Source organism: Roseomonas elaeocarpi, from assembly GCF_042433915.1.
In the GTDB taxonomy this organism is placed as follows: Bacteria; Pseudomonadota; Alphaproteobacteria; order Acetobacterales; family Acetobacteraceae; genus Roseomonas; species Roseomonas elaeocarpi.
In genome coordinates this window covers 575,376-595,606 of record NZ_JBHLUN010000005.1, presented here as the reverse complement: position 1 = coordinate 595,606, position 20,231 = coordinate 575,376, and the positions used below count along the sequence as shown (strand labels likewise).

Annotated in this window: 22 protein-coding genes and 2 tRNA genes; 10 read left to right on the top strand and 14 right to left on the bottom strand. The window is 71.3% G+C overall.

Translation table 11 applies throughout. The features are described from left to right. Positions 1-87: 87 nt before the first annotated feature. Positions 88-1,008, bottom strand: a complete 921-nt coding sequence (locus ACFFGY_RS08440; RefSeq protein WP_377044039.1) for a hydrogen peroxide-inducible genes activator — start codon at positions 1,006-1,008, stop codon at positions 88-90. Between the two features lie 189 nt (positions 1,009-1,197). Here ACFFGY_RS08440 and ACFFGY_RS08435 point away from each other — a divergent pair, with 189 nt between their 5' ends. Together ACFFGY_RS08435 and ACFFGY_RS08430 are read left to right on the top strand one after the other, a co-directional pair. Beyond that, positions 1,198-1,752, top strand: coding sequence for a peroxiredoxin (locus tag ACFFGY_RS08435; RefSeq protein WP_377044014.1), 555 nt, complete (start codon positions 1,198-1,200; stop codon positions 1,750-1,752). A gap of 119 nt (positions 1,753-1,871) precedes the next feature. Beyond that, complete coding sequence (locus tag ACFFGY_RS08430) at positions 1,872-2,408, top strand: carboxymuconolactone decarboxylase family protein (protein ID WP_377044013.1); 537 nt, start codon at positions 1,872-1,874, stop codon at positions 2,406-2,408. 221 nt (positions 2,409-2,629) lie between these two features. Here ACFFGY_RS08430 and ACFFGY_RS08425 read toward each other — a convergent pair whose 3' ends face one another. Then, positions 2,630-4,624: a hypothetical protein gene (locus ACFFGY_RS08425; RefSeq protein ID WP_377044012.1), complete on the bottom strand. Its 1,995-nt coding sequence runs from the start codon at positions 4,622-4,624 to the stop codon at positions 2,630-2,632. 250 nt (positions 4,625-4,874) lie between these two features. Next, positions 4,875-4,949, bottom strand: a tRNA-Val gene (locus tag ACFFGY_RS08420). A gap of 176 nt (positions 4,950-5,125) precedes the next feature. Here ACFFGY_RS08420 and ACFFGY_RS08415 point away from each other — a divergent pair. Continuing rightward, the gene (locus ACFFGY_RS08415) at positions 5,126-6,001 is read left to right on the top strand and encodes an N-formylglutamate amidohydrolase (RefSeq protein ID WP_377044038.1); all 876 of its coding nucleotides are present in this window, start codon (positions 5,126-5,128) and stop codon (positions 5,999-6,001) included. Positions 6,002-6,424: 423 nt separating this feature from the next. Further along, a complete protein-coding gene (locus ACFFGY_RS08410) occupies positions 6,425-7,240 on the top strand; it encodes a transglycosylase SLT domain-containing protein (protein ID WP_377044011.1) in 816 nt (271 codons plus the stop codon). A 67-nt stretch (positions 7,241-7,307) separates the two neighbouring features. Here the strand turns inward: ACFFGY_RS08410 and ACFFGY_RS08405 are convergent, their stop codons facing one another. The 5 genes from ACFFGY_RS08405 to ACFFGY_RS08385 form a co-directional block, all read right to left on the bottom strand. Then, positions 7,308-8,273, bottom strand: a complete 966-nt coding sequence (locus ACFFGY_RS08405) for an NAD(P)-dependent oxidoreductase (protein ID WP_377044010.1) — start codon at positions 8,271-8,273, stop codon at positions 7,308-7,310. A 110-nt stretch (positions 8,274-8,383) separates the two neighbouring features. Continuing rightward, entirely contained in the window at positions 8,384-9,193 is an 810-nt protein-coding gene (locus tag ACFFGY_RS08400) for a hypothetical protein (protein ID WP_377044009.1), read from the bottom strand. 110 nt (positions 9,194-9,303) lie between these two features. After that, entirely contained in the window at positions 9,304-9,849 is a 546-nt protein-coding gene (locus ACFFGY_RS08395; RefSeq protein ID WP_377044008.1) for a type 1 glutamine amidotransferase domain-containing protein, read from the bottom strand. Between the two features lie 210 nt (positions 9,850-10,059). Next, positions 10,060-10,227, bottom strand: coding sequence for a hypothetical protein (locus ACFFGY_RS08390; protein WP_377044007.1), 168 nt, complete (start codon positions 10,225-10,227; stop codon positions 10,060-10,062). A 159-nt stretch (positions 10,228-10,386) separates the two neighbouring features. After that, positions 10,387-10,629, bottom strand: a complete 243-nt coding sequence (locus ACFFGY_RS08385; RefSeq protein WP_377044006.1) for a hypothetical protein — start codon at positions 10,627-10,629, stop codon at positions 10,387-10,389. Positions 10,630-10,887: 258 nt separating this feature from the next. Between ACFFGY_RS08385 and ACFFGY_RS08380 the strand changes: the two genes are divergently transcribed. Continuing rightward, positions 10,888-12,498, top strand: coding sequence for an ABC transporter substrate-binding protein (locus ACFFGY_RS08380; protein ID WP_377044005.1), 1,611 nt, complete (start codon positions 10,888-10,890; stop codon positions 12,496-12,498). Between the two features lie 38 nt (positions 12,499-12,536). Further along, complete coding sequence (locus ACFFGY_RS08375; RefSeq protein WP_377044004.1) at positions 12,537-13,709, top strand: M20 aminoacylase family protein; 1,173 nt, start codon at positions 12,537-12,539, stop codon at positions 13,707-13,709. Positions 13,710-13,729: 20 nt separating this feature from the next. On the opposite strand, the gene ACFFGY_RS08370 is transcribed toward ACFFGY_RS08375, so the two are convergent. From ACFFGY_RS08370 to ACFFGY_RS08360, 3 genes are all read right to left on the bottom strand, one after another. Next, complete coding sequence (locus tag ACFFGY_RS08370; protein WP_377044003.1) at positions 13,730-14,593, bottom strand: tellurite resistance TerB family protein; 864 nt, start codon at positions 14,591-14,593, stop codon at positions 13,730-13,732. 91 nt (positions 14,594-14,684) lie between these two features. Continuing rightward, a complete protein-coding gene (locus ACFFGY_RS08365; protein WP_377044002.1) occupies positions 14,685-15,206 on the bottom strand; it encodes a YaiI/YqxD family protein in 522 nt (173 codons plus the stop codon). Between the two features lie 11 nt (positions 15,207-15,217). Beyond that, positions 15,218-16,006, bottom strand: a complete 789-nt coding sequence (locus tag ACFFGY_RS08360) for an SDR family oxidoreductase (protein WP_377044001.1) — start codon at positions 16,004-16,006, stop codon at positions 15,218-15,220. A gap of 291 nt (positions 16,007-16,297) precedes the next feature. On the opposite strand from ACFFGY_RS08360, the gene ACFFGY_RS08355 reads away from it, so the two are divergent. The 3 genes from ACFFGY_RS08355 to ACFFGY_RS08345 all read left to right on the top strand — a co-directional run bounded on the left by ACFFGY_RS08355 (position 16,298) and on the right by ACFFGY_RS08345 (position 18,210). Then, positions 16,298-17,281 carry a 2-hydroxyacid dehydrogenase gene (locus tag ACFFGY_RS08355; RefSeq protein ID WP_377044000.1) on the top strand — a complete coding sequence of 328 codons (984 nt, stop codon included), beginning with the start codon at positions 16,298-16,300 and terminating at the stop codon, positions 17,279-17,281. A 12-nt stretch (positions 17,282-17,293) separates the two neighbouring features. Continuing rightward, positions 17,294-17,944 carry a flavin reductase family protein gene (locus tag ACFFGY_RS08350; RefSeq protein ID WP_377043999.1) on the top strand — a complete coding sequence of 217 codons (651 nt, stop codon included), beginning with the start codon at positions 17,294-17,296 and terminating at the stop codon, positions 17,942-17,944. Between the two features lie 175 nt (positions 17,945-18,119). Continuing rightward, positions 18,120-18,210, top strand: a tRNA-Ser gene (locus tag ACFFGY_RS08345). A gap of 377 nt (positions 18,211-18,587) precedes the next feature. Here ACFFGY_RS08345 and ACFFGY_RS08340 read toward each other — a convergent pair. The 3 genes from ACFFGY_RS08340 to ACFFGY_RS08330 form a co-directional block, all read right to left on the bottom strand. Beyond that, entirely contained in the window at positions 18,588-18,785 is a 198-nt protein-coding gene (locus ACFFGY_RS08340; protein ID WP_377043998.1) for a hypothetical protein, read from the bottom strand. A gap of 48 nt (positions 18,786-18,833) precedes the next feature. Next, positions 18,834-19,064, bottom strand: coding sequence for a hypothetical protein (locus ACFFGY_RS08335; RefSeq protein ID WP_377043997.1), 231 nt, complete (start codon positions 19,062-19,064; stop codon positions 18,834-18,836). Between the two features lie 135 nt (positions 19,065-19,199). Next, positions 19,200-19,406: a cold-shock protein gene (locus ACFFGY_RS08330; protein WP_377043996.1), complete on the bottom strand. Its 207-nt coding sequence runs from the start codon at positions 19,404-19,406 to the stop codon at positions 19,200-19,202. A 439-nt stretch (positions 19,407-19,845) separates the two neighbouring features. Here ACFFGY_RS08330 and ACFFGY_RS08325 point away from each other — a divergent pair, with 439 nt between their 5' ends. Next, entirely contained in the window at positions 19,846-20,061 is a 216-nt protein-coding gene (locus tag ACFFGY_RS08325) for a hypothetical protein (protein WP_377043995.1), read from the top strand. Positions 20,062-20,231: the final 170 nt, after the last annotated feature.

Genomic DNA, 20,231 nt, shown 5'->3' with positions numbered 1-20,231 from the left:
ACTATTCTCCTGTCGGCCGTTACGCGGCCGAAGCGGGGAGTTTGCCGGAAACTGCACTTAAGTAAAATGATTCGCGCCGGCCGTCCCTCAGGCCGGGATGGTTGCGGGTGCGCCGAGCGCCGCCCGGATCGGCCCGGCGAGTCCCGCGAACTCCCGCGCGCGGGAGGAGCGGGCGCGCCAGGCCAGGCCCAGCGTGCGGCCCGGCGCGTCGGCCAGCGGGCGCAGGCGCAGCTCGGCACCGGCCAGGACACCGCCCTCCACCGCCAGGCGCGGCAGCAGCGTCACGCCCAGCCCGCTCGCCACCATCTGCACCAGCGTGTGAAGGCTGGTGGCAGGAAACACCCCCGCCGCCCGGTCAGCACCCAGGCGGCAGGCCGAAAGGGCGTGGTCGCGCAGGCAGTGCCCGTCTTCCAGCAGCAGCAGCCTTTCGCCGGCGAGGTTGTCGGCGCTCAGCGCCCCGGCCTCCGCGAGGGGGTGGTCCACCGGCAGGGCCGCCAGGAAGGGGTCCTCGGCCAACGCCAGGGTTTCCGCGCCGGGCAGGCTCGCCGGCAAGGCCAGCAGCAGCAGGTCGAGCCGCCCGGCCGCGAGGTCGGCGGTCAGCGAATGGGTCAGGCCTTCCCGCAGCCACAGCCGCAGGCGCGGAAAGGCTTCGCGCAGCACCGGCATCAGCCGCGGCAGCAGGAAGGGCCCCACCGTCGGGATCACGCCGAGGCGGAGCGGACCACTGAGCGGGTCCTGCTCGGCCGCGGCGATCTCGGCGATGGCGGACAGGCTGTTCAGCGCCTCGCGCGCGCGGGCCACGACCTCCTGCCCCGCCGCGGTGAAGACCGGACGCTTGGCGGCACCCCGGTCCAGCAGCGGGATGGCCAGCTGTTTTTCCAGCGCGATGATGCCGGCGGACAGGGTGGACTGCGTGACGGAGCAATGGGTGGCGGCGCGGCCGAAATGGCCGTGCTCGGCCAGTGCCACCAGGTAGCGGAGCTGCTGCGGGCTCGGCATCGCCGTCACGCGCAGGCGCGCTGGCGCGAGGGGCGCTTCATCGAGGAAGTCGATCATTCCGTCGAAAACTATTCATTGGCGGTGTTGCTGCACCTGCGTCATACGCTGCGGCGCAGCACGAGGCGAGTCGAGCGTCCCCACGGCCCGACCCGTCCGCCGCGCAACACGACCGATGCCCGGAACGAAGAGGATCAGCCTATGCTTACCGTCGGAGACAAGTTCCCGTCCTTCAAGCTGACCGCGGTGAAGGGTGGCCCCGAGGGGCTGAACATGAACACCGCCTTCACCGACATCTCCGAGGCCGACGAGGCCGGCAAGTGGAAGATCGTGTTCTTCTGGCCGAAGGACTTCACCTTCGTCTGCCCGACCGAGATCGTGGCCTTCGGCAAGCTGAACACCGAGTTCAGCGACCGTGACGCGGTGGTCTACGGCGTGTCGATCGACAGCGAGTTCGTGCACATGAACTGGCGCATGCACCACGCTGACCTGAAGGACCTGCCCTTCGCGATGCTGGCCGACATCAAGCGCGAGCTGGCGACCGAGTGCGGCGTGCTGGACAAGAACGCCGGCGTGGCGCTGCGCGCGACCTTTATCGTCGACCCGGACAACATCATCCGCTTCGCCTCGGTGAACGACCTCAACGTCGGCCGCAACCCGCAGGAAGTTCTGCGCGTGCTCGACGCGCTGCAGACCGACGAGCTCTGCCCCTGCAACTGGAAGCAGGGCGAAGAGGTTCTCAAGCCCGCCGCCTGATCCAGGCGGTGCTTACCACCCGGCGACCGGTTCGGTCGCCGGGACGGTGCGCCGAACCGGCCCCCGCGCGGCCCGGCTCGGCCCACCGCTTCAACCCTCAAGAGCAAGGAACCAACAGGATGTCGCTCGACGCCCTGCGCAGCATGCTGCCCGAATACGCCAAGGACCTGAAGCTGAACCTCGGCACCCTGGCCGCCGAGACCGTGCTGAACCAGCAGCAGCTGGCCGGCACCTTCGTGGCCAGCGCGCTTGCCGCCCGCAATGCCGTTGTGACGCAGCACATCCTGGCCGAGTTCGGCCCCAAGCTGTCGCCCGAGGCGCTGACCGCCGCCAAGGCCGCGGCCTCGATCATGGGCATGAACAACATCTACTATCGCTTCACGCACATGGTGGTGGGCGACTACCCGACCATGCCGGCGAAGCTGCGCATGAACGTCATGGCCCGCCCGGGCGTGGACAAGATGGACTTCGAGCTCTGGTCGCTGGCGGTCTCCGCCGTGAACGGCTGCGGCATGTGCATGGAAAGCCACGAGAAGGTGGTGCGCCAGCACGGCATGACGCAGGAGCAGGTGCAGGCCGCGGTGCGCATCGCCGCCGTGCTGCACGCCACCGCCGCCACGCTGGACGGCGAGGCCGCGCTGGCCCAGGCCGCCTGAGTAGTTCCGCTTCGTCTGGACCGCCGCGCGGTCCGGACGCCATTTTTCGCGACGGGGCACCTGCCCCGCCGCAGCCGGTTCGCCGGCCGTCCGGCCCGCCACCGAGCTGAAGCCTGGGCCGCCATCCCGAGTGCCACCTAGGCAAAGTCGCGGGGCAAAGTCAGGGTGGGCACCGACCTGCGGTCACCCAGCGTCCGTCCCGGCCTCCCTATCTTACTTCCTTACCCGCCCGGGTCGCCGGCCAGGCCGAGCGCCACCCAGGGCTGGGTCTCGGAATTCCCCTCCGCCGAGGGGATCGAGGTGCGGATTTCCAGCGCATCCTCGCGCGGCTTGATCGAGGCCGCCACCTGCCGCCGCAGCAGCACTTCCAGCCGGTCGAGCTGTGCGGCGTGTTCCGCCCGGATTGCGCGTACAGTGTCCAGCGGGCAGTCGCGCAGGGCGGCGAAGGCGCGCAGGGTCAGCCCCACCGTGAAGTTCCACCAGGCCGGCTCCACCCGCAGGTGGCCGTCGGTGTCGCGCCAGCGCACCGCCAGGATCTCCGGGTTATGGGGATGGCCTTCGGGCGGCGCGGCGGTGGTGCCGTAGACCCGCACGGCGCGGCGGATCGCCTCCGTCACGCGTGATTCGCCGACCAGCGGGGCCGCGCGGCACAGGGCGGCCAGCACGGCGCTGTGGCAGTCCACATGGGCGGCGCGGGCGGCGGTGCCCATCAGGAAGGCGCCGTGCTCCGAACCGTCGTCGCCGGGGAAGCGCTGCTCGAAGGTGAGCAGGAGGTCCACCATGTCGCGCAGGATGGGGCGGTAGCGCTCCCCATCCGGCAGTTCCGCGACGGCGACGAGGCCCAGCACCACGAAGGCGAGCTGGCGCGAGAAGACGGTGTGGCCCCCCGCGCGCTGCCCCGGCACCACCAGCGCGAGGTAGGCTTCGAGCAGCCGGTCGAGCAGCTCCCGTGCCGACTCGGCCACGCCCGGCGTCAGCGCCCGCAGTTCCGCGTCGCGCAGCACCCGGACGCAGCGGGCCAGCGCGTGGATTTCGGCGCCGTAGTCGTAGGAAACCGAAAGATCGAGCGGTGCGGCGGAATGCGGCAGCCCGGCGACGAGGTGGCCGGCCGCGGCGGCATTGCCATCCACCTGGTCGTAGAAGCCGCCGGCCGCGATGATCCGGTCTTCCGCCGCGCGCAGCGTGGTGTCGGCCTGTCGGCCGGGAAAGCGGTAGTGCGATACGACGTAGTGCAGCCGCCCGGCGTCGCGCACCGTGGCCTCGACGGTGTCCAGCGGCGCCATGCCGTCGCGCGGCAGGACGTGCACCGCCAGCGCGAAGCCCGCCATGTTCTTGTTCTGCGCCACGCAGACGTAGCGGCTGTTGCGGGCCGGAATGGTGGTGTGGCCGGGTCCGGCGGCGTCGAACCGGGTGTTGTTGCCGCCTGCCTCCGCGCCCGCGCTGCCGGGGGCAGCCTGCACGAAGACCGTGCCGTAGTCGCAGTAGTTGTCGCCATGGCTGGCGTCGTCCTGCGCGACCGTCAGCACGACGTCCGACACGGCCAGGCGCGGTTCCAGCTCCAGCGACACCTCGACGCCCACGACGTTGGAGCGGCCGTGGATGGTATAGGTGTAGCGCAGCAGCCCCAGCCGCTCCGGCGCATCCCAGGCGCCGGGAAAGAACAGCTCGCTCCAGTGGGAATACACCACGCGCTCGCCCTCGTGGCGGATCTCGTGGCCGCTGATGGCGTCCTCCACGTCGACGGTGTGGCGGATCCCGGCATGGGTGAACTGCACGTAGTTGCCGGTAAGGATCAGGTTGCGGGCGTCGCGCCCGTCATGGAAGCGCATCCCCAAAGTCAGGGTGCCGCGCGCGAGGTCGGGCACGGCGCGCAGGAGGCTGTGCGTCAGCACGCCGTCGCGCAGATCGAGGCGCAGCACGCCCAGCCGACGGTAGATGAAGGGGCCGTCGCAGCAGGCGCGAAGGAAGTCGAACAACTCCTGCACCACCGCCGGGTACTGCCGCCACAGGTCCGGGCGGGCGAACATTTCCAGCACCTTGGCGTTGTCGTCGGCCCAGAACCAGCGGTCGCCGTCGATCAGCGCCTCGGTTTCCGACACCGCGCCGCCCGGCATCCCGCCGCCCGCCGGCAGGGGCACGCGCAGGTGGCGGGCGATAAAGGCGGCGTAGGGCGCGAGCTCCGTGGGCGGGAGCGCTCCGTCGGAAAGGCTGGACATGGTGGGGTTCCGGACAGGAGACGAGAACACGGCATGGGGGCCGGTGCGACCTGCCCAGGAATGCGAGGATAACGCGGGCGGTCCGGCCGGCAAAGGGAGCCGAGGGACGGCGCCTACCAACAGGTGCCAGGCAGCGGTCCGGACCGCGGCACAGGCACGACGGGGGGAACAGCCCTCCGCACGTGACGAAGGCAGGCCGCGGATCGGCGCGGCGGCCGTGATCGTGTGTGGCGGAGTCGGGGAAACCGGATGGTGGGCGCGACAGGGATTGAACCTGTGACCTTCCCCGTGTCAGGGGGACGCTCTCCCGCTGAGCTACGCGCCCGCTCGCGGTGTGGCGACCCTGTATCGCGCCCCGCGAGGTTTCGCAAGACGCCCGCGGTGTCCTTGTTGGGTGTCGGTCGTGCTCACCATCTCCTGCAACCGAGCCGCGATGTTCCGCCAGAAGCATTGTCGCGGGTGCGTGACGCTGGCGGATCGGCATTGTATGACGATGTTCAGATGGAGCTGTCGCCCAGAGAAAGAGACGGCCGGCCGCCCGACCCCCCGTTCGTGATCACGCGGCCGGTGCGTCAAACGATGCCGCTGGTTTTCGCCTCCCCCCATTCCGGTCGGAACTACCCGGCGGACCTGCTGCTGAGCAGCCGCCTCAGTGCGGTCGCGCTGCGCCGCTCCGAGGATGGCTTCGTGGAGGAGCTGTTCGGCGAGGCGCCCGGCCTCGGCGCGCCGCTGCTCGCGGCCACCTTTCCGCGCGTCTACTGCGACGCCAACCGCGAGGCGTGGGAACTCGACCCCACGATGTTTGACGGGCCCCTGCCCGAATGGGTGAACACGGCCTCGCCGCGCGTGGGCGCCGGGCTGGGCACGATCGCGCGCATCACCGGCACGGGCGAGCCGGTCTACGACCGCCGGCTGAGCTTCGCCGAGGCCAGCGAGCGGATCGAGCGGCTGTGGCGCCCCTATCACGGGGCGCTGACGGAGCTGATCGCGGAAACGCGGGCACGATTCGGCTACTGCCTGCTGGTGGACTGCCACTCCATGCCCTCCGGCATCCCTGCGGCCGGGCGAGCGGAGTTCATCCTGGGCGATGCCCATGGCACCGCCTGTGCCCCACGTGCCACGCGGGTCGTGGAAGAAGCGTTGATCGCGCTGGGGCGGCGGGTGCGGCGCAACGACCCTTATGCGGGCGGCTACGTTACCCGGCATTACGGCCGCCCGCGCGAAGGGGTGCACGCGCTGCAGATCGAGATTTCCCGGGCGCTCTACATGGATGAGCGCCGGGTGGCGCCGTTGCCCAGCATGCACGCCGTGCGCAACGAGATCACCGCGGTATTGCGGCACCTGGCGGAAACGGACTGGAGCTTCCTGCGGCCCTGAGGTGGTGGGCGTGCCGGCAACGGATCGGACACGAGCAGTAGCCGGGACGGTCACGCTCGGTCATGGGCGGTGATAGCCGCCAGCCACTTCATTCCGTCGCGTCCGCTCGGCGGTCATCCTGGCGGTTGCGCTGGGATGCCAGCTTCCGAACGGGAACCCGCCAGCGCGCAGGCAAAAAAAAGGCGGTGCAAGAAGCACCGCCGAGTTTAGGGAGGAAACGTCCAAGAAAGACAGACAACCCGGCAATGCCGTGTTGCTGCAAGACGGAAATTAAGCGCCCAGAGCATTGGAAGCAAGCGTTTTTGCGCGGTGCAGCATGACCGTTTGGCAAAGCTGCTTCCATGATTGTGCAGAGCAACCAAATGCATCTCGCTAGGCAGAATTTTCCGGCGGAAATGGCACGCTGCTGGCTGCTCCGGCAGCATGATTCGTCTCCTTCTTCCGATCCTGCTGCTTCTGCTGCTTTCCACCGCGTCGCGCGCGCAGGGGGCAGGATTCGCCGGCGCACCCTCGGCCACCACGCTGTGCCGGGCCGCCATCGCCACGGCGGAGCGGGAATACGGGCTGCCCACCGGCCTCCTGGCGGCGATCGGGCGGGTGGAATCCGGGCGGCGCGACCCGGCGACGGGCGAGTTCGGCCCCTATCCCTGGACCATCAACGCCGAGGGCCAGGGCAAATTCTTCCCCTCCAAGGCGGAAGCGATTGCCGAGGTGCGGCAGCTCCAGGCCGGGGGCATGCGGCTGATCGACGTGGGCTGCATGCAGATCAACCTCCATCACCACCGCGACGCCTTCGGCAGCCTGGAGGAAGCCTTCGACCCGCTGACCAATGCCCGCTACGCCGCACGCTTCCTCAGCAACCTCCAGGCGACGCGCGGCGACTGGATGGTGTCGGCCGGGAACTACCACAGCAACACGCCCGAACGCGCCGCGATGTACCGCGCGGCGGTGGCGTCGCGCATGGCCGAGGGGCAGCGCGACGTGGCCGGGGCGCCGGGCTGGAACCCGGGATGGAACGGGGCGGGGCGCGCGCCGGTCACCACGGCGGCAGGCGGGATGGTGTCGCGCTCGTTGCCCTTCGCCGGCAGCACCTATGCCGGCGCGCCGGCCACGATCACCCGGGTGCAGGCGCAGGGTGGCGAGGCGGGCGGCGAGCGCGGCCGCGGGCTGGGCGCCTACCGCGCCATGCCGATTCCGATGGCCACGCGCGCGCCGGTTGTGGCGGGCGGACGCGGCTGAGGCGGCGGCCGCTGCCCCGCCCCGGCCCTGCCAAGCGAGGGCGGCGGGCCCCCTGCCCGCTTCCCGTTCAGACCACGAGGTCGAGGGGCGCGACCTCCTCGCCGCGCGCCACGCAGGCGATGTTGGTGAACATGCGCGTCACGGTCTTGGCGAAGTTGTCGGCCGCGGCGGCACCGATATGCGGGGTGCAGACGCAGTTGGGCAGGTGGAGCAGCGGGTTGGCGGGGTCGGTGGGCTCGGTCTCGAACACGTCCACGCCGGCGGCACGGATCGTGCCGTCACGCAGCGCCGCCACCAGGTCGGCTTCCACCACCACGCCGCCGCGGGCGACGTTGATCAGGATGGCGGTCTTCTTCATGGCGCGCAGCTGGGGCGTGGCGATCAGCCCGCGCGTCTGCGGCGTCAGCGCGCAATGGAGCGACACGATGTCGGATTCGCGCAGCAGCGTGTCGAGGTCGACGTGCTCGACGCCCAAGGCGCGCGCTTCCTCGACGGGGATCGGCGTCGGCTTGGTGTAGAGGATGCGGCAGCCGAAGCCCGTGAGGATCCGTGCCAGGCTCTTGGCGATGGCGCCCAGGCCGACGAGGCCCACGGTCTTGCCGGTGAGCATGAAGCAGTTCACGCCGACCGCGCCCTTCAGCCACTCGCCGCGCTGCATGCCCTGGTGACCGGCCAGGATCCCGCGCGAGGTCGCCATGATCAGCGCCAGCGCGGTTTCCGCCACGGGGATGGCGTTGGAGCCGGTGGTGCGCATCACCCGCACGCCGTGGTCGCGCGCGGCGTCGAGGTCGAAGTTGTCGATGCCCACGCCCCACTTGTGGACGCCCTTCAGCCGGGTGCCGGCCTCCAGCATCGCGCGGGTGATCGGCAGGTCGCCGGAGATCAGGAAGTCGGCGTCGCGCACCGCGGCGAGCTGCGTCGCCTCGTCGCGGCCGGTGGTGGTGTCCAGCGTGAAGCCCTCGAAGGCCAGGGCGCGCAGCGATTCCATCCGCGACGGGGCCAGGGGATCGATGAAGAGGATCTTGTAGCTCATCGGGCGCCGCCTTCCTGCAGTGTGCGGCGCGACTTATCCGGCGGGCGGCGGGTCCTCACAAGGCGGCAAGGGTGCGGCGCGGCACCGATTCGTGCCGCATGGTGCCCGCCTCAGGAGCGTTGCGCGTCGCGAATGCCCCGCAGGAGGGCAATCGCCATTTCCGAGATGTCCTGCTGCATCTGCGCGCGACGGACCTCGCGGTAGTTCGACACCACGTAGAGCTTCACGGCGCGGCCGGCGGCACCGCCGATGCACAGCGTTTCGCTGCGCAGCCGCGCGGGCTCCCCCTTCGCGTGCGGCTGCACCGGCAGTTCCAGGACGCGGCATTGCAGCAGCGGCGCGCCGCCGGCGCCGAGAAAGGCGGTGCTCTCGTTGCTGATGCCGTTGCGGCCGGCGGGTCGGTGGCGGATCTCGTCGCGCAGGTTGTTGGTGTCGATGTCGAGCTCGGTGACGAGGCTGGCGACGTTGGCACCATCCGCGACCGGCTGCCCTGGGCGGCCGTACAGGAACAGCCTGGCCTCGGCATCGCGCAGGATATCGCCGCTGCCTAGGCGGGCGGTGTAGCGGGCCATCAGCCCCTCGGTGCCGTCGGGCGCGGCGGGGGGCTGGGACACCTCGGCGCGGCGGAACGGGCCGGCGCGGTCGGGCAGGTGCGACCAGAGCTGCGCCAGCGTCGGGATGGCCGCGGCGGATGCGGCGGGCGGGGGCGGCGCGGCGGATGGGGTTGCCGGCAAGGTCGCCTGTGGGGGCGTCGACGGGGCGGCCGCGTCCGGTGCTGCGGGGCTCGCGGGTGCCGGGCTCACCGCCGCCGGCCCGTCCTGCGCACCGGCGGGATGAGTGGACGGCAGCGCCAGGAGCGCGACGCCGAGGGCGAGCGGGACGGCGATGCGGAAGCGGGAGGTGGTCGAGGCCTGGCGCATGGGCGCGCTTGGAACAGGAAACGCCCGGCAAAGCCAGTGTCGAAGCTTTGCCGGGGCGTTGCCAGCGGGTGAGGATGGCCGGGAGCCCCCCCACCCGCCGGCGCGGCGGCTCAGGCCGCCTTGCCGATGGTTTCCACGAGGTTGCGGCAGAAGGCCGGCAGGTCCTTGGGGTTCCGCGAGGTGACGAAGTTGTTGTCCACCACGCAGGTCTCGTCGCTCCAGCGGGCGCCGGCGTTGCGCAGGTCGGTCTGGAGGGAAGGATAGGAGGTCAGGTGGCGGCCCTTCACCACGTCGGCTTCCACCAGGGTCCAGGGACCGTGGCAGATCGCCCCCACCGGCTTCCCGGCCTCGGCAAAGGCGCGCGCGAAGGCGACCGCATCCTTGTCGAGGCGCAGCTTGTCCGGGTTGGTGGTGCCGCCGGGGAGCACCAGGGCGTCGAACTGCTCGGGCTTGGCATCGGCCACGGCGAGGTCGACGCGGATCTTCTCCGACGGGTTGGTGTCCTGGTCCATGGCCTGGATCTCGCCGGTCTTCAGCGACACCACGGTGACCTCGGCACCGGCGTCGCGCAGGGCCTTCATCGGCTCCGTCAGTTCCACGCGCTCCACGCCGTCGGTCGCCAGGATCGCGACCTTGCGGCCCTTGATATCGGACATGCTGGGTTCTCCGCTGCTTGCCGGGTGTGGAAAGCGGCCGCCTTCCAGGGCAGCCCGCCCCTGGCATGCAAACGGCCGAGCAGCGGAGGCAGTTGCCCCGAAAAGGCTGTCGGGGCTGGCCGCAGCACCTGCCACGCGCGTGGGAAGCCGGCGCCGCCGCGGGATTGATGCCCGCAGCGGCTCAGGGTTGAGAGGGGCGGAAGAGCGCCCTCAGCGATCAGCCAGGCTCTTGCCTCCGAACACCCTGAGGCCGGCGGCGACGCCGCGGTAAAGCCGGTCGAGCGAACTGCGGGCCTTTGTCTTCGAGGCCGCGACGGCCTTCTTGCTGAAGTCCTTCATGGCCGTCAGCGACGGGCGCTTCTGGGTCGTGTCCGACATGGCACTGGAGATCCTGTGGCGGAATGGATGGCGTGCGTGATCAACGCCGGGCCGCAGACAGCGATGCGATGGAAAGCGGAGAATCCAAGACTGTTGCCGCAGCGCATCATCCGGGGCGGCTGCGCGGCACCCGGCCTCGCATCTGCGCGGCCGGGCCCGTCAGTTCCGGCGCGGCAGGGTGGCGAGGCGGCGCGCCAGCTCGGCGAAGCGCGGGTCGACGCCCGCCGCATCCTGGAGCCGCAGCGCCAGCACGGCACGGAAGCTCTGCTCGAAGCGCGCGGAGGCTTCGGTCAGGCGGGCGCGCATGAAGCGGACGCGGCCGCGCGCCTGGTCGTCCCGCAGCCGGGCCCGGGCGGTCTGCGCCACGGTGGGCTCCTGCCTGGAGGATCGGGCAGCTTTCATCGGGCCTTCCTGCCGCCGGGCCCCGCCCAGGGCAAGAGGGCATCGAGCAAGGGAGCATCGGGCAAGAGGCAATCGGGCCGGTGGGTTCGGCAGGGTTCCGCCACGCCCCTCATGCGCGGCGCCGGCCTTCGTAGGCAGGCGGCGCACGGGCTTGCCTGCCGGCGCCGGAGCCTGTTTCCTCTGCCCCCAGAAGCGCGAAACGCGCCGACGCCGGATGCAGGGCCCCGCTCAACACTGTTCGGGGAGCCGAGAATCCAGATGTTCCGACGCACGCTGCTGACCGCCGCGGGGGCGGCCGCCCTGCTGCCCACCCGGCTGAGCCGTCCGGCGCTGGCCCAAGGTCGTTCCTCGCGGGTGCTGCGCTACGTGCCGCAGGCGGACCTCACGGTGGTCGATCCGGTGGTCACCACCGCCTACATCACCCGCACCCACGCGCTGATGGTGTGGGACCAGCTCTACGGCCTCGACGCGCAGCTGCGGCCGCAGCCGCAGATGGTGGAAGGACACCGGATCGAGGAGGACGGCAAACGCTGGACCTTCCGCCTGCGCGAAGGCTTACGCTTCCACGACGGCACGCCGGTCCGCGGGCGCGACTGCGTGGCCTCGATCCGGCGCTGGGCGCAGCGGGATTCACTTGGCCAGGCGTTGCTGGCGCGCACCGACGAGATGAGCGCGCCCGACGACCGCTCCTTCGTGATCCGCCTGAAGCGGCCCTTCGGCGCCATGCTGGACGCGCTGGCCAAGCTGGGGCCGCCGGCGCTGGTGATCATGCCGGAGCGGCTGGCCGAGACCGACCCGGCGCAGCAGATCCGGGAAATCATTGGCTCCGGCCCCTTCCGCTTCAAGGCGGATGAGCGGGTGGTGGGCGCGCGCGTCGTTTATGAGCGCAACGCCGACTACGTGCCGCGCCCGGGCGGTTCCATGCCCGGCGGCACGGTGGAATGGGCGGCGGGGCCGAAGCAGGTGCATTTCGACCGGGTAGAATGGCTGGTGATGCCCGATCCCGGCACCGCCACCGCGGCGATGCAGAGCGGCGAGGCTGACTGGTGGGAGAACCCGAGCAACGACCTGCTGCCGGTGCTGGAAGCGAGCCCCGACATTCGCACCGGCTCGGCGGGGCCGCTGGGCACCATGGGCACCGGCGTGTTCAACCACCTGTACCCTCCCTTCGACAAAGCGGCGGTGCGTCGGGTGATCCTCCAGGCGATGTCGCAGGAGGACTACATGACCGCCGCCGCCGGGGCGGACCCGTCGATGTGGAAGGCGGGGGTGGGTCTTTTCGCGCCGGGCACGCCGATGGCGAGCGACGCGGGGCTGGAAGCGATCACCGGCAAGCGCGACCTGGAGGCCAGCCGCAAGGCGCTGGTGGAGGCCGGCTACAAGGGCGAGCGCGTGGTGCTGATGGCGCCCAGCGACAACCCCGTGCTGGCGGCGCTGGGCGAGGTCACCAACGACCTGTTCCGCCGCCTCGGCATGAACGTGGACTACGTGGTGTCGGACTGGGGCACGCTGGTGACGCGCCGCGCCAGCAAGGACGCGCCCGACAAGGGCGGCTGGAACATGTTCAACACCACCTGGGCCGGGCTCGACATGGTGAACCCGGCCGTGGAGCAGGTGCTGCGCGTCAACGGCGACAAGGGCTTCTTCGGCTGGGCCAATATCCCGCGCATCGAGCAGCTGCGGGAAGCCTGGCTCGACGCGCCCGACACCGAGACGCAGAAGCGCATTGCCGCCGAGCTGCAGACTGTGGCGATGCAGGAGGTTCCGTACCTTCCCACGGGGCAGTACCTCTACAAGACCGCGTATCGCCGCGACCTCACCGACATGGTGCAGGGCCTGTTCGTGTTCTGGGGCATCCGGCGCCAGTGAGCGCCGCGCCGATGCCCGTCTTCGTGTCAGGAGTTCCGATGTCCGCCTTCGAGACGATCAAGACCTATCAGGATGAGCTGGAGGCGATCCGCCACGACCTGCACATGCACCCCGAGCTCGGCCTGGAGGAGCACCGCACCGCCGCCATCGTGGCCGCGAAGCTGGAGGAATGGGGCATCGAGGTGCATCGCGGCGTGGGCCGGACCGGTGTGGTGGGCGTGCTGCGCTCCGGCAACGGGGAGCGGCGGATCGGCCTGCGCGCCGACATGGACGCGCTGCCGATGCAGGAGATGACGGACCTGCCCTTTCGCTCGACCGTGCCCGGCAAGATGCACGCCTGCGGGCATGACGGGCACACCACCATGCTGCTGGGCGCCGCCAAGTACCTGGCGCAGAGCAAGGACTTCAACGGCACGGTGAACTTCATCTTCCAGCCGGGTGAGGAAGGCTGCGGCGGCGCGCTGGCGATGCTGGAGGACGGGCTGTTCGATCGCTTTCCCTGCGACGCGATCTTCGGGATGCACAACGCCACCGGCATGGCGGTGGGCAAGTACGGCGTGCGGGTCGGGCCGGCCATGGCGGGCGGCGCCTTCTTCGACATCACCGTTTCGGGCAAGGGCTCGCACGGCGCGCGGCCAGAGGTCAGCATCGACCCGGTGCTGACGGCCTGCCATATCGCGACGGCCTTGCAGTCGATCGTGTCGCGCAACCTCGTGCCGCGCGAGCCCGCGGTGGTGAGCGTGACCAAGATCGGGGGCGGCGACGCCTACAACGTGATCCCGCAGACGGCCACGCTGTCGGGCACGGCGCGCTTCTTCTCGCGCGAGGTCGGCGAGGAGATCGAGACGGCGATGCGCCGGATCGTGGACGGCGTCGCGGCGGGCTTCGGCGCCACGGCGACGGTGGACTGGCGGCTGATCTTCGCGCCCACGATCAACACGGAAGAACACGTCGAGGCGGTGAAGACCGCGGCGCTGGGGCTGGTGGGCGAGGAGAACCTCGTGCTCGGCAAGCCGCCGGTGATGGGGTCGGAGGATTTCGCCTTCATGCTGGAAAAGGTGCCGGGCGCCTACCTCCACGTCGGCAACGGCGAGGAAGGCTTCTCGCCGCACCACCCGGGCTACCGGTTCGACGACGCCTCCATCCCCTATGGTGCCGCGATGTACGCGCGGCTGATCGAGGAAGGGATGCCGCGCGGCGTCGAGGGGTAGCGTCTACCCCTGCCCGATCGTCAGGCCGACACCCCGTCGGCCTGACGGTCCAGCTGCTCGGCGAGGCCGTCGGGCAGGTTGAGGCGGTGCGCCAGGGCCTCGAGAAAGGCGCGCTCGGCCGGCTGGTCCGGGTCCACCGCCAGGCGGGCGGCAAGGTAGAGCTCGGCCGCCTGCTCGGGCGTGGTGGCGGAGGCCGCGACCTCGCCCACGCCGAGCGGCTGGGACAGGGCGTCGAACACGAAGCCCTTGCTCTCGGCGTCGAGGCCGAGTTCCTCCACCCGGCCGAAGATCCGGCGCTGTTCCTCGGCATCGACGTGGCCGTCGGCCTTGGCGGCGGCGATCATGGCGCGCACCAGGGCGAGCTCGAAGGGCTGCCCGTCGCCGGCCGGAGCGGCGGAAGCGAGGAAGCGCGGCGCGACCCGCTCCGCCTCGGCAGGGGTCGCCACCGGGGCCTGGGCCGCGGGCTGGCGCGCCTGCCAGTTCTCGAAGGCGCGGCTGGCCAGGGCGCCGAGCAGCGCCGCGCCGCCATGGCTGAGCGTGCTGTTGAACCGGCCCTTCCGCTTGCCGCCCATCACCAGCCCCAGCAGGCTGCCGGCCGCGCCGCCGGCGGCCAGGCCGCCATGGCCGCCCGAGCCCAGCGCCTGGCGTGCCGCATCGGCGAGGCCACCGAAGCCGCCGCCCTGGCCTGAGCCACCGCCGCCCAGGGCCTGACGCGCGGTGTCCGCCAACCCGCCCAGGCCACCCGCCGACGGCGCGCCGTGGTGGGAGCCGGTGGGATCGGTCCAGGGAGAGGGCGCCGCGCCCGGCCGCGTGGCGGGCGGCGGGTTCTGGCCGGTGCTGCCGGCGCCGAGGAAACGGTCGAGGAGGTTCTTCGCGTCGATCATGCTGCCGCAGGTCGTGCGGCGGGGAGCGCGGCACAAGATGGACATTCGTTCATGTTACCACCCGCCCCTCACCAGGTGGGTGGGTCGACGGTCAGGAAAAGAAGTCCGGCATGGGCGGCCGCTTCGGGGCCGGGCCGCGTAGCGCCGCCCGGAGCTCGGTGTCCAGCGCCTGCAGGAAGCGGGAACGCTGATCCGCCCCGAAGGAGCGGTTGCGGGTTTCCACGCCCATCTCGCGCAGGTGGCGCGACACCTCGCGCCCGGCCAGGGCGCTGCCGATGTTGTTGTCGTCCCAGACCTTGCCGCTGGGTGCCACCGCCCTCGCCCCGGCCTTGAGGCAGCGCGAGGCCAGCGGGATGTCGGCGGTGACGCAGAGGTCGCGCGGCGTGACGTGCTCGGCGATCCAGTCGTCGGCCGCGTTGGCGCCCTCGGCCACCAGGACGCGGTGGATGTTGGGCGCCTCGGGCAGGCGAACGCCGCGGGCACCGTTGCTCACGACATGGACCTCGAGCCCCAGGCGCTCGGCGACGCGGAACACCTCGTCGCGGACGGGGCAGGCGTCGCCGTCCACGTAGATCTGCGGCCGCGGCGCGCCCGCACCGGTCGGGTCGGACACGCCGCTCATTCTCAGACCGAGCGGACCGTGCCGCCGTCGATGCGCACGATGCAGCCCGTCAGGTAGGCCGCCTTGTCGGAGGCGAGGAAGGCCGCCATCGGGCCGTATTCCTCGGGCTCGCCCATGCGGCCGGCGGGGATCGTCTTGGCACGATCGGCCACCACCTGATCCAGCGACTGGCCCGTCTTGGCCGCAGTGGCCTTGGCGGTTTCCAGCGTGCGGTCGGTGCGGAAGGCGCCGGGTGCGAGGATGTTGCAGGTGATCCCCTCGCCCGCGATCTCGGTCGCGAGGGTCTTGTTCCAGCCCACGATGGCGGAGCGCACGACGTTGCTGAGTGCCAGGTTGGCGATCGGCTGCTCCATGCCGGTGGAGCCCACGGTGATCAGGCGGCCCCACCGGCGCTCGCGCATGCCGGGCAGGAGGCGGTTGGCCACCTGGATCGGCGCCAGCACGGCGCGGCGGAACCAGACCTCCAGCGCCTCGGCCTTCAGGTCCACCGCGGCGCCCGGCGGCGGGCCGCCATGGTTGAGGAACACGATGTCGATCCCGCCCAGCGCGGCGATGGCGCCGTCGGCCAGGGCATCCATCTGCCCGAGGTCGTCCACGTCGCCCGGGATGCCGAGCGCCTTCGGGGCACCGAGTTCGCGCAGGTGGGCGGCCACGCTGTCGAGACTCGCCTGGTCACGGCCCGAGATCACCACGGAGGCGCCTTCCGCCGCCAGCGCCTCGGCCACGGACCGGCCGAGGCCCTTGGAGGCACCCATCACCAGGGCGCGCTTGTTCTTCAAACCGAGGTCCATGCCGTTCTCCCGTGCGCGTCCGAGCCGCGTTCCCGGGCAAGCTGGCGTCTTGGCGCCCCGGTGGCAACCTCCCCTGCCCGTCTCGCCGGGCGGCGGGAGGTTGTTGCGCGACGGGGAGCGGCGCCGTGGCCGGGTTGTCCGGTCGGGGAGCGGTCGCGGCGGCACGGAGCACAGGCCATGCACCTGGGCCAGGCCCGTCCGACCGTGGGCCGCGGGCGAGGTTTCCCGGGCGCCCTGGCGCAGGCTCGCCGGGGCGGTCATCCTCGCGCCGAACTCGGAGACGCCGCTGCCATGACCGACCCTGCCACGCCCCGCCGGCCGGGGCTGCTGCTCACCCGCCGCTATCCGGAGGCGGTGGAAGCGCGGGCAGTGCGCGACTACCGCTGCACCCCGCGCACCGAGGACGCGCCGCTCAACCGCGAAGCGCTGGTGCGGGAGGCAGCGGGGATGGAGGCGATCCTGTGCGCCGCCGGCGATCCGCTCGACGCCGCCACGATCGAGGCCCTGCCGGCGAGCGTGCGGATGCTGGCCACCTTCAGCGTCGGCACCGACCATATCGACCTCGCCGCCGCCGGGCGCCGCGGGCTGGTGGTGAGCAACACGCCGGACGTGCTGAGCGTGGCCACCGCCGAAATCGCCATGACGCTGATCCTGATGTGCGCGCGCCGCGCCGGCGAGGCGGAGCGGATGCTGCGCGCGGGCGAATGGACGGGCTGGGCGCCGACGCAGCTGCGCGGCGTGACGCTGGAGGGCAAGGCGCTGGGCATCCTGGGCATGGGGCGCATCGGGCAGGCACTGGCGCGGATGGCGGCGGGCTTCGGGATGCGGGTGCACTACCTGAACCGCCGCCGCCTGCCGCCTGCCGAGGAAGCGGGCGCGCGCTTCCACGCGGATGAGCGGGAGTTCCTCGAGACCGTGGACATCCTGTCGATGCACATCCCCGGCGGCGAGGCGACGCGGCACTGGCTGGACGCGCGGCGGATCGCGACCCTCCGGCCGGGCACGATCGTGGTGAACACCGGGCGCGGCACCACGGTGGACGACGCGGCGCTCTGCGCGGCGCTGCATTCGGGGCACCTGCGCGCGGCGGGGCTGGACGTGTTCGCTGGGGAGCCCGCGATCTTTCCGGGCTACCTTTCGGCGCCCAACGTCACGCTGCTGCCGCACCTGGGCAGCGCCACGGAGGAGGCGCGCGACGCGATGGGGTTCCGCTGCCTCGACAACCTCGATGCCGTGCTGCTGCGGGGCGAAGCCGCGCCGCACCGGGTGGCGTGACGGGGTTCAGGGATGTTCTTCGACTTCGACGGCCTCGCGCCGCGCGACCGCTACAAGCTGGTGACCGCGAGCGTGGTGCCGCGCCCGATCGCCTGGCTGGTGACCGAGGACGAGGCGGGGGTCCGCAACGCCGCGCCCTTCTCGTTCTTCAACGTGTTTTCCTCCGACCCGATGATCGTGGGCATCGGCTGCTCCCCGCGCGAGGCCGGCGGGGTGGTGGGCGGGGTCAAGGACACCGTCGCCAATATCCGCGCGCTGGGCGAGTTCGTGCTGTGCCTGGTGGACGAGGACCGGCTGGAGGCGATGAACGTCACCGCCGCGGATTGGACGCCGGACGAAGACGAGCTGCGCGAGGCCGGGCTGACAGCCGCACCCAGCGTGAAGGTCCGCCCGCCGCGCATCGCCAAGAGCCCGGTGGCGCTGGAATGCGTCCTGCACCAGCTGGTGCCGGCCGGCAGCCAGGTGATCGTGCTGGGGCGCGTGGTGGCGATGCACCTGCGCGACGACTGCGTGCTCGATCCCGCGCGCTGCTACGTGGACACGGCGCGGCTGCGGCTGGTGGGGCGGCTGGGCAGCGGCGGCGGCTACGTCCGCCTGAACGACGTGGTGGAGCTGCCGCGCGTGGATGCCGCGACCGTGCGGCGGCGGCGCGACGGCCGCTGAGGCGCGGGCGGGCGGAGAAAGCAATCGCCCGCCGCCCGGCGTATCGCATCGCCGGGGACTTGGCCGCCGCGGCTGCGGACACGATATGCGGGAGAGCTTTAGGACGGTCGTGGCCGGAAATCGTCGTGGGCGGGCTTGCCGTGGCTGGCGCCCTCCGCTATCCGCCGCATCCGTTGGATGGGTGGCCGAGTGGTCGAAGGCGCGCGCCTGGAAAGTGCGTATACGTCAAAAGCGTATCGTGGGTTCGAATCCCACCTCATCCGCCAGACCCTGGTCCCAGGATTTCCCAGACGTTCCCGGTGACCCTGCTGCGGCTGGGCCCGGTGTTCCACCTCGGCCTGCGCGTGTCCTCGTCTGTTCCCGGAACTTCGTGCCCGAGCGCGTGGCAAGCCGGGTAACTCACCGGGTAAGCGCGACCGAGCCGGGTAACGGGATGCTCCGATGGCCGAGACACAGCTCACTGATCGGCAGGTTCGCGCCGCCGCGCCGCGCGAGAAGCTTTATCGCCTGAGCGAAGGCGGGGCCTCCACCTGCAGATCAGGGCCCCCGGCTTGAAGCTCCGGCAGTGCCGCTCCGAACTCAGGGGCAAGGAGCGGGCAGAATCTTCCGCAGACGCGCGCCGGACGCCGTGCCCGGCAACAGCTCAGCGCCGGGACTTGTCGCGCTCGATCGCGCGGGCCAGCGCGCTGCGGTCGGTTGTTTCGGCGCGGCGGGCGATCTCGCGAACGATGGCGGCCGAAACCTTGTGGCGCTTGGCGAGGTAGGCGACCGTCTCCTCGAACTCTTCCGGAGAAGTCGCGGGCTCCGCGTCGGGTTTGGACCTGGGCTTGGTGTGGGACATGGGCTCTACCTTGCGGACGAGGAAAGAAAAGGCGGCAACCGGGCGGCGTCAGTCGCGCGCGGCGTTCCGTCCGAGAACACTGGTTGTGCTCAGGCGCATCTCGCTTTCGCGCACGACGCGCTCCTGCCCGTCATGGCCCAGCCGGACGCGGTATTCGCGGTCAGGCGAGTCGTTCGGCAGGAGGCGGGTCACGGTGTAGTGGCCCTCCGCCCCGCGCGCGCTGAACAAGTTGGGTACCAGCTCGACCTGATCGCCGATCTGGAAACTGTGGCTGGCCATGGTCGTCCTTCCGGGTCGTTCGGACCCGCCTGGAAGAGCCGGATGCTCCCGACGCAGGGCGAGGCGATCCGGAACGGGCGGGCGGCGCAAGGCCACCCGCCTGGATCGGGGAGGTGGTTGGACCTCCCCGGACCGTTACCCCGCGCGGAGGTTGCCGGCGGAAACGCGGCCCTGCTGGCCCTGCACCAGCTCGTACTCGAGCTTGTCGCCCTCGCGGGGCTCCTGGATGCCGGCGCGCTGCACGTCGGAGATGTGCAGGAAGACGTCCTTCGAGTTGTCATCCGGCTGGATGAAACCGAAGCCCTTGGTGCTGTTGAACCACTTGACGGTGCCGGTGGGCATGATGGTGTTCCGTTTTTTCGACGGTGTCCGGGGCGCGACATGCGAACCGGATCGGCATCGAGAGAGACGGACACCGAGCTCGACGCTCAGTGGAGCAAGGAGAACAGGCCGGCACGACGAGACTGACCGGCACTACATGGGATCGCGGTGGTCCTTTTGTAAGCGGCTGCCCGGTGGCGGCCCGCATGTTTTCCGGCCCGGAACGAACATCGGTGAGGGTTCCGGACGCGAGGCCCACCGGCCCTTCGGGCCGACATCGGGGCACGGTGAACCGCCGGCCCGCAGGGGGCTGGGCAGGAGTTGATCGGCACTCGCTGTCCTCCCCTGCTCCTCCGGCAGAAGCCTTGCGTTATCCTGCGCGCCGTTCGCGTCCCGCATGCTCGGCGAGCGGCGCAACAGTTCAGTGTCAGGTTCAGAGGTGAGCGGCATGGAGGCCGGAATGGCCAGCGAGTTCCTGGAGGACTGGCTGGAAGAGAACGTGGACGAGGCGGCGCTGCTGCCCACCGACCTGGCGGCGGCGCGGAGCCTGGCGCTGCGCTGCGTCGAGGACGCTCTGGACGAGGGTGTCGAGGAAGCGGAGCTGATCGAGGCCGCCGGTGGCGACCTGCCCGCACGCATCCTCCGGGCGCGGGAAGAGCTGACGCCGCGTCAGTGAGCGCCCGCCCCGCCGGCGCGGAATTGCCGGGTCAGGGGCGGTCGCCCGCTGCTTCGTGCGTGGCCTGTCACCCGCCAGCCCTTTCCGGCGACGGCCGGGCACGGTATCGCCTCCCGCCCCATCATGCGCCGCCCGGCGCCATGCGGGCTGCGATGGTCGGGAAGCGGCGG

What these genes read in the sequence shown, in the direction of transcription:
- ACFFGY_RS08380 (WP_377044005.1), top strand. Translation starts at nt 10,888, where the DNA reads ATGTTCCGACGCACGCTGCTGACCGCCGCGGGGGCGGCCGCCCTGCTG.
- ACFFGY_RS08350 (WP_377043999.1), top strand. Translation starts at nt 17,294, where the DNA reads ATGTTCTTCGACTTCGACGGCCTCGCGCCGCGCGACCGCTACAAGCTG.
- ACFFGY_RS08375 (WP_377044004.1), top strand. Translation starts at nt 12,537, where the DNA reads ATGTCCGCCTTCGAGACGATCAAGACCTATCAGGATGAGCTGGAGGCG.
- ACFFGY_RS08340 (WP_377043998.1), bottom strand. Translation starts at nt 18,785, where the DNA reads ATGTCCCACACCAAGCCCAGGTCCAAACCCGACGCGGAGCCCGCGACT.
- ACFFGY_RS08410 (WP_377044011.1), top strand. Translation starts at nt 6,425, where the DNA reads ATGATTCGTCTCCTTCTTCCGATCCTGCTGCTTCTGCTGCTTTCCACC.
- ACFFGY_RS08435 (WP_377044014.1), top strand. Translation starts at nt 1,198, where the DNA reads ATGCTTACCGTCGGAGACAAGTTCCCGTCCTTCAAGCTGACCGCGGTG.
- ACFFGY_RS08390 (WP_377044007.1), bottom strand. Translation starts at nt 10,227, where the DNA reads ATGTCGGACACGACCCAGAAGCGCCCGTCGCTGACGGCCATGAAGGAC.
- ACFFGY_RS08330 (WP_377043996.1), bottom strand. Translation starts at nt 19,406, where the DNA reads ATGCCCACCGGCACCGTCAAGTGGTTCAACAGCACCAAGGGCTTCGGT.
- ACFFGY_RS08335 (WP_377043997.1), bottom strand. Translation starts at nt 19,064, where the DNA reads ATGGCCAGCCACAGTTTCCAGATCGGCGATCAGGTCGAGCTGGTACCC.
- ACFFGY_RS08360 (WP_377044001.1), bottom strand. Translation starts at nt 16,006, where the DNA reads ATGGACCTCGGTTTGAAGAACAAGCGCGCCCTGGTGATGGGTGCCTCC.
- ACFFGY_RS08370 (WP_377044003.1), bottom strand. Translation starts at nt 14,593, where the DNA reads ATGATCGACGCGAAGAACCTCCTCGACCGTTTCCTCGGCGCCGGCAGC.
- ACFFGY_RS08415 (WP_377044038.1), top strand. Translation starts at nt 5,126, where the DNA reads ATGGAGCTGTCGCCCAGAGAAAGAGACGGCCGGCCGCCCGACCCCCCG.
- ACFFGY_RS08355 (WP_377044000.1), top strand. Translation starts at nt 16,298, where the DNA reads ATGACCGACCCTGCCACGCCCCGCCGGCCGGGGCTGCTGCTCACCCGC.
- ACFFGY_RS08395 (WP_377044008.1), bottom strand. Translation starts at nt 9,849, where the DNA reads ATGTCCGATATCAAGGGCCGCAAGGTCGCGATCCTGGCGACCGACGGC.
- ACFFGY_RS08405 (WP_377044010.1), bottom strand. Translation starts at nt 8,273, where the DNA reads ATGAGCTACAAGATCCTCTTCATCGATCCCCTGGCCCCGTCGCGGATG.
- ACFFGY_RS08325 (WP_377043995.1), top strand. Translation starts at nt 19,846, where the DNA reads ATGGCCAGCGAGTTCCTGGAGGACTGGCTGGAAGAGAACGTGGACGAG.
- ACFFGY_RS08385 (WP_377044006.1), bottom strand. Translation starts at nt 10,629, where the DNA reads ATGAAAGCTGCCCGATCCTCCAGGCAGGAGCCCACCGTGGCGCAGACC.
- ACFFGY_RS08425 (WP_377044012.1), bottom strand. Translation starts at nt 4,624, where the DNA reads ATGTCCAGCCTTTCCGACGGAGCGCTCCCGCCCACGGAGCTCGCGCCC.
- ACFFGY_RS08430 (WP_377044013.1), top strand. Translation starts at nt 1,872, where the DNA reads ATGTCGCTCGACGCCCTGCGCAGCATGCTGCCCGAATACGCCAAGGAC.
- ACFFGY_RS08400 (WP_377044009.1), bottom strand. Translation starts at nt 9,193, where the DNA reads ATGCGCCAGGCCTCGACCACCTCCCGCTTCCGCATCGCCGTCCCGCTC.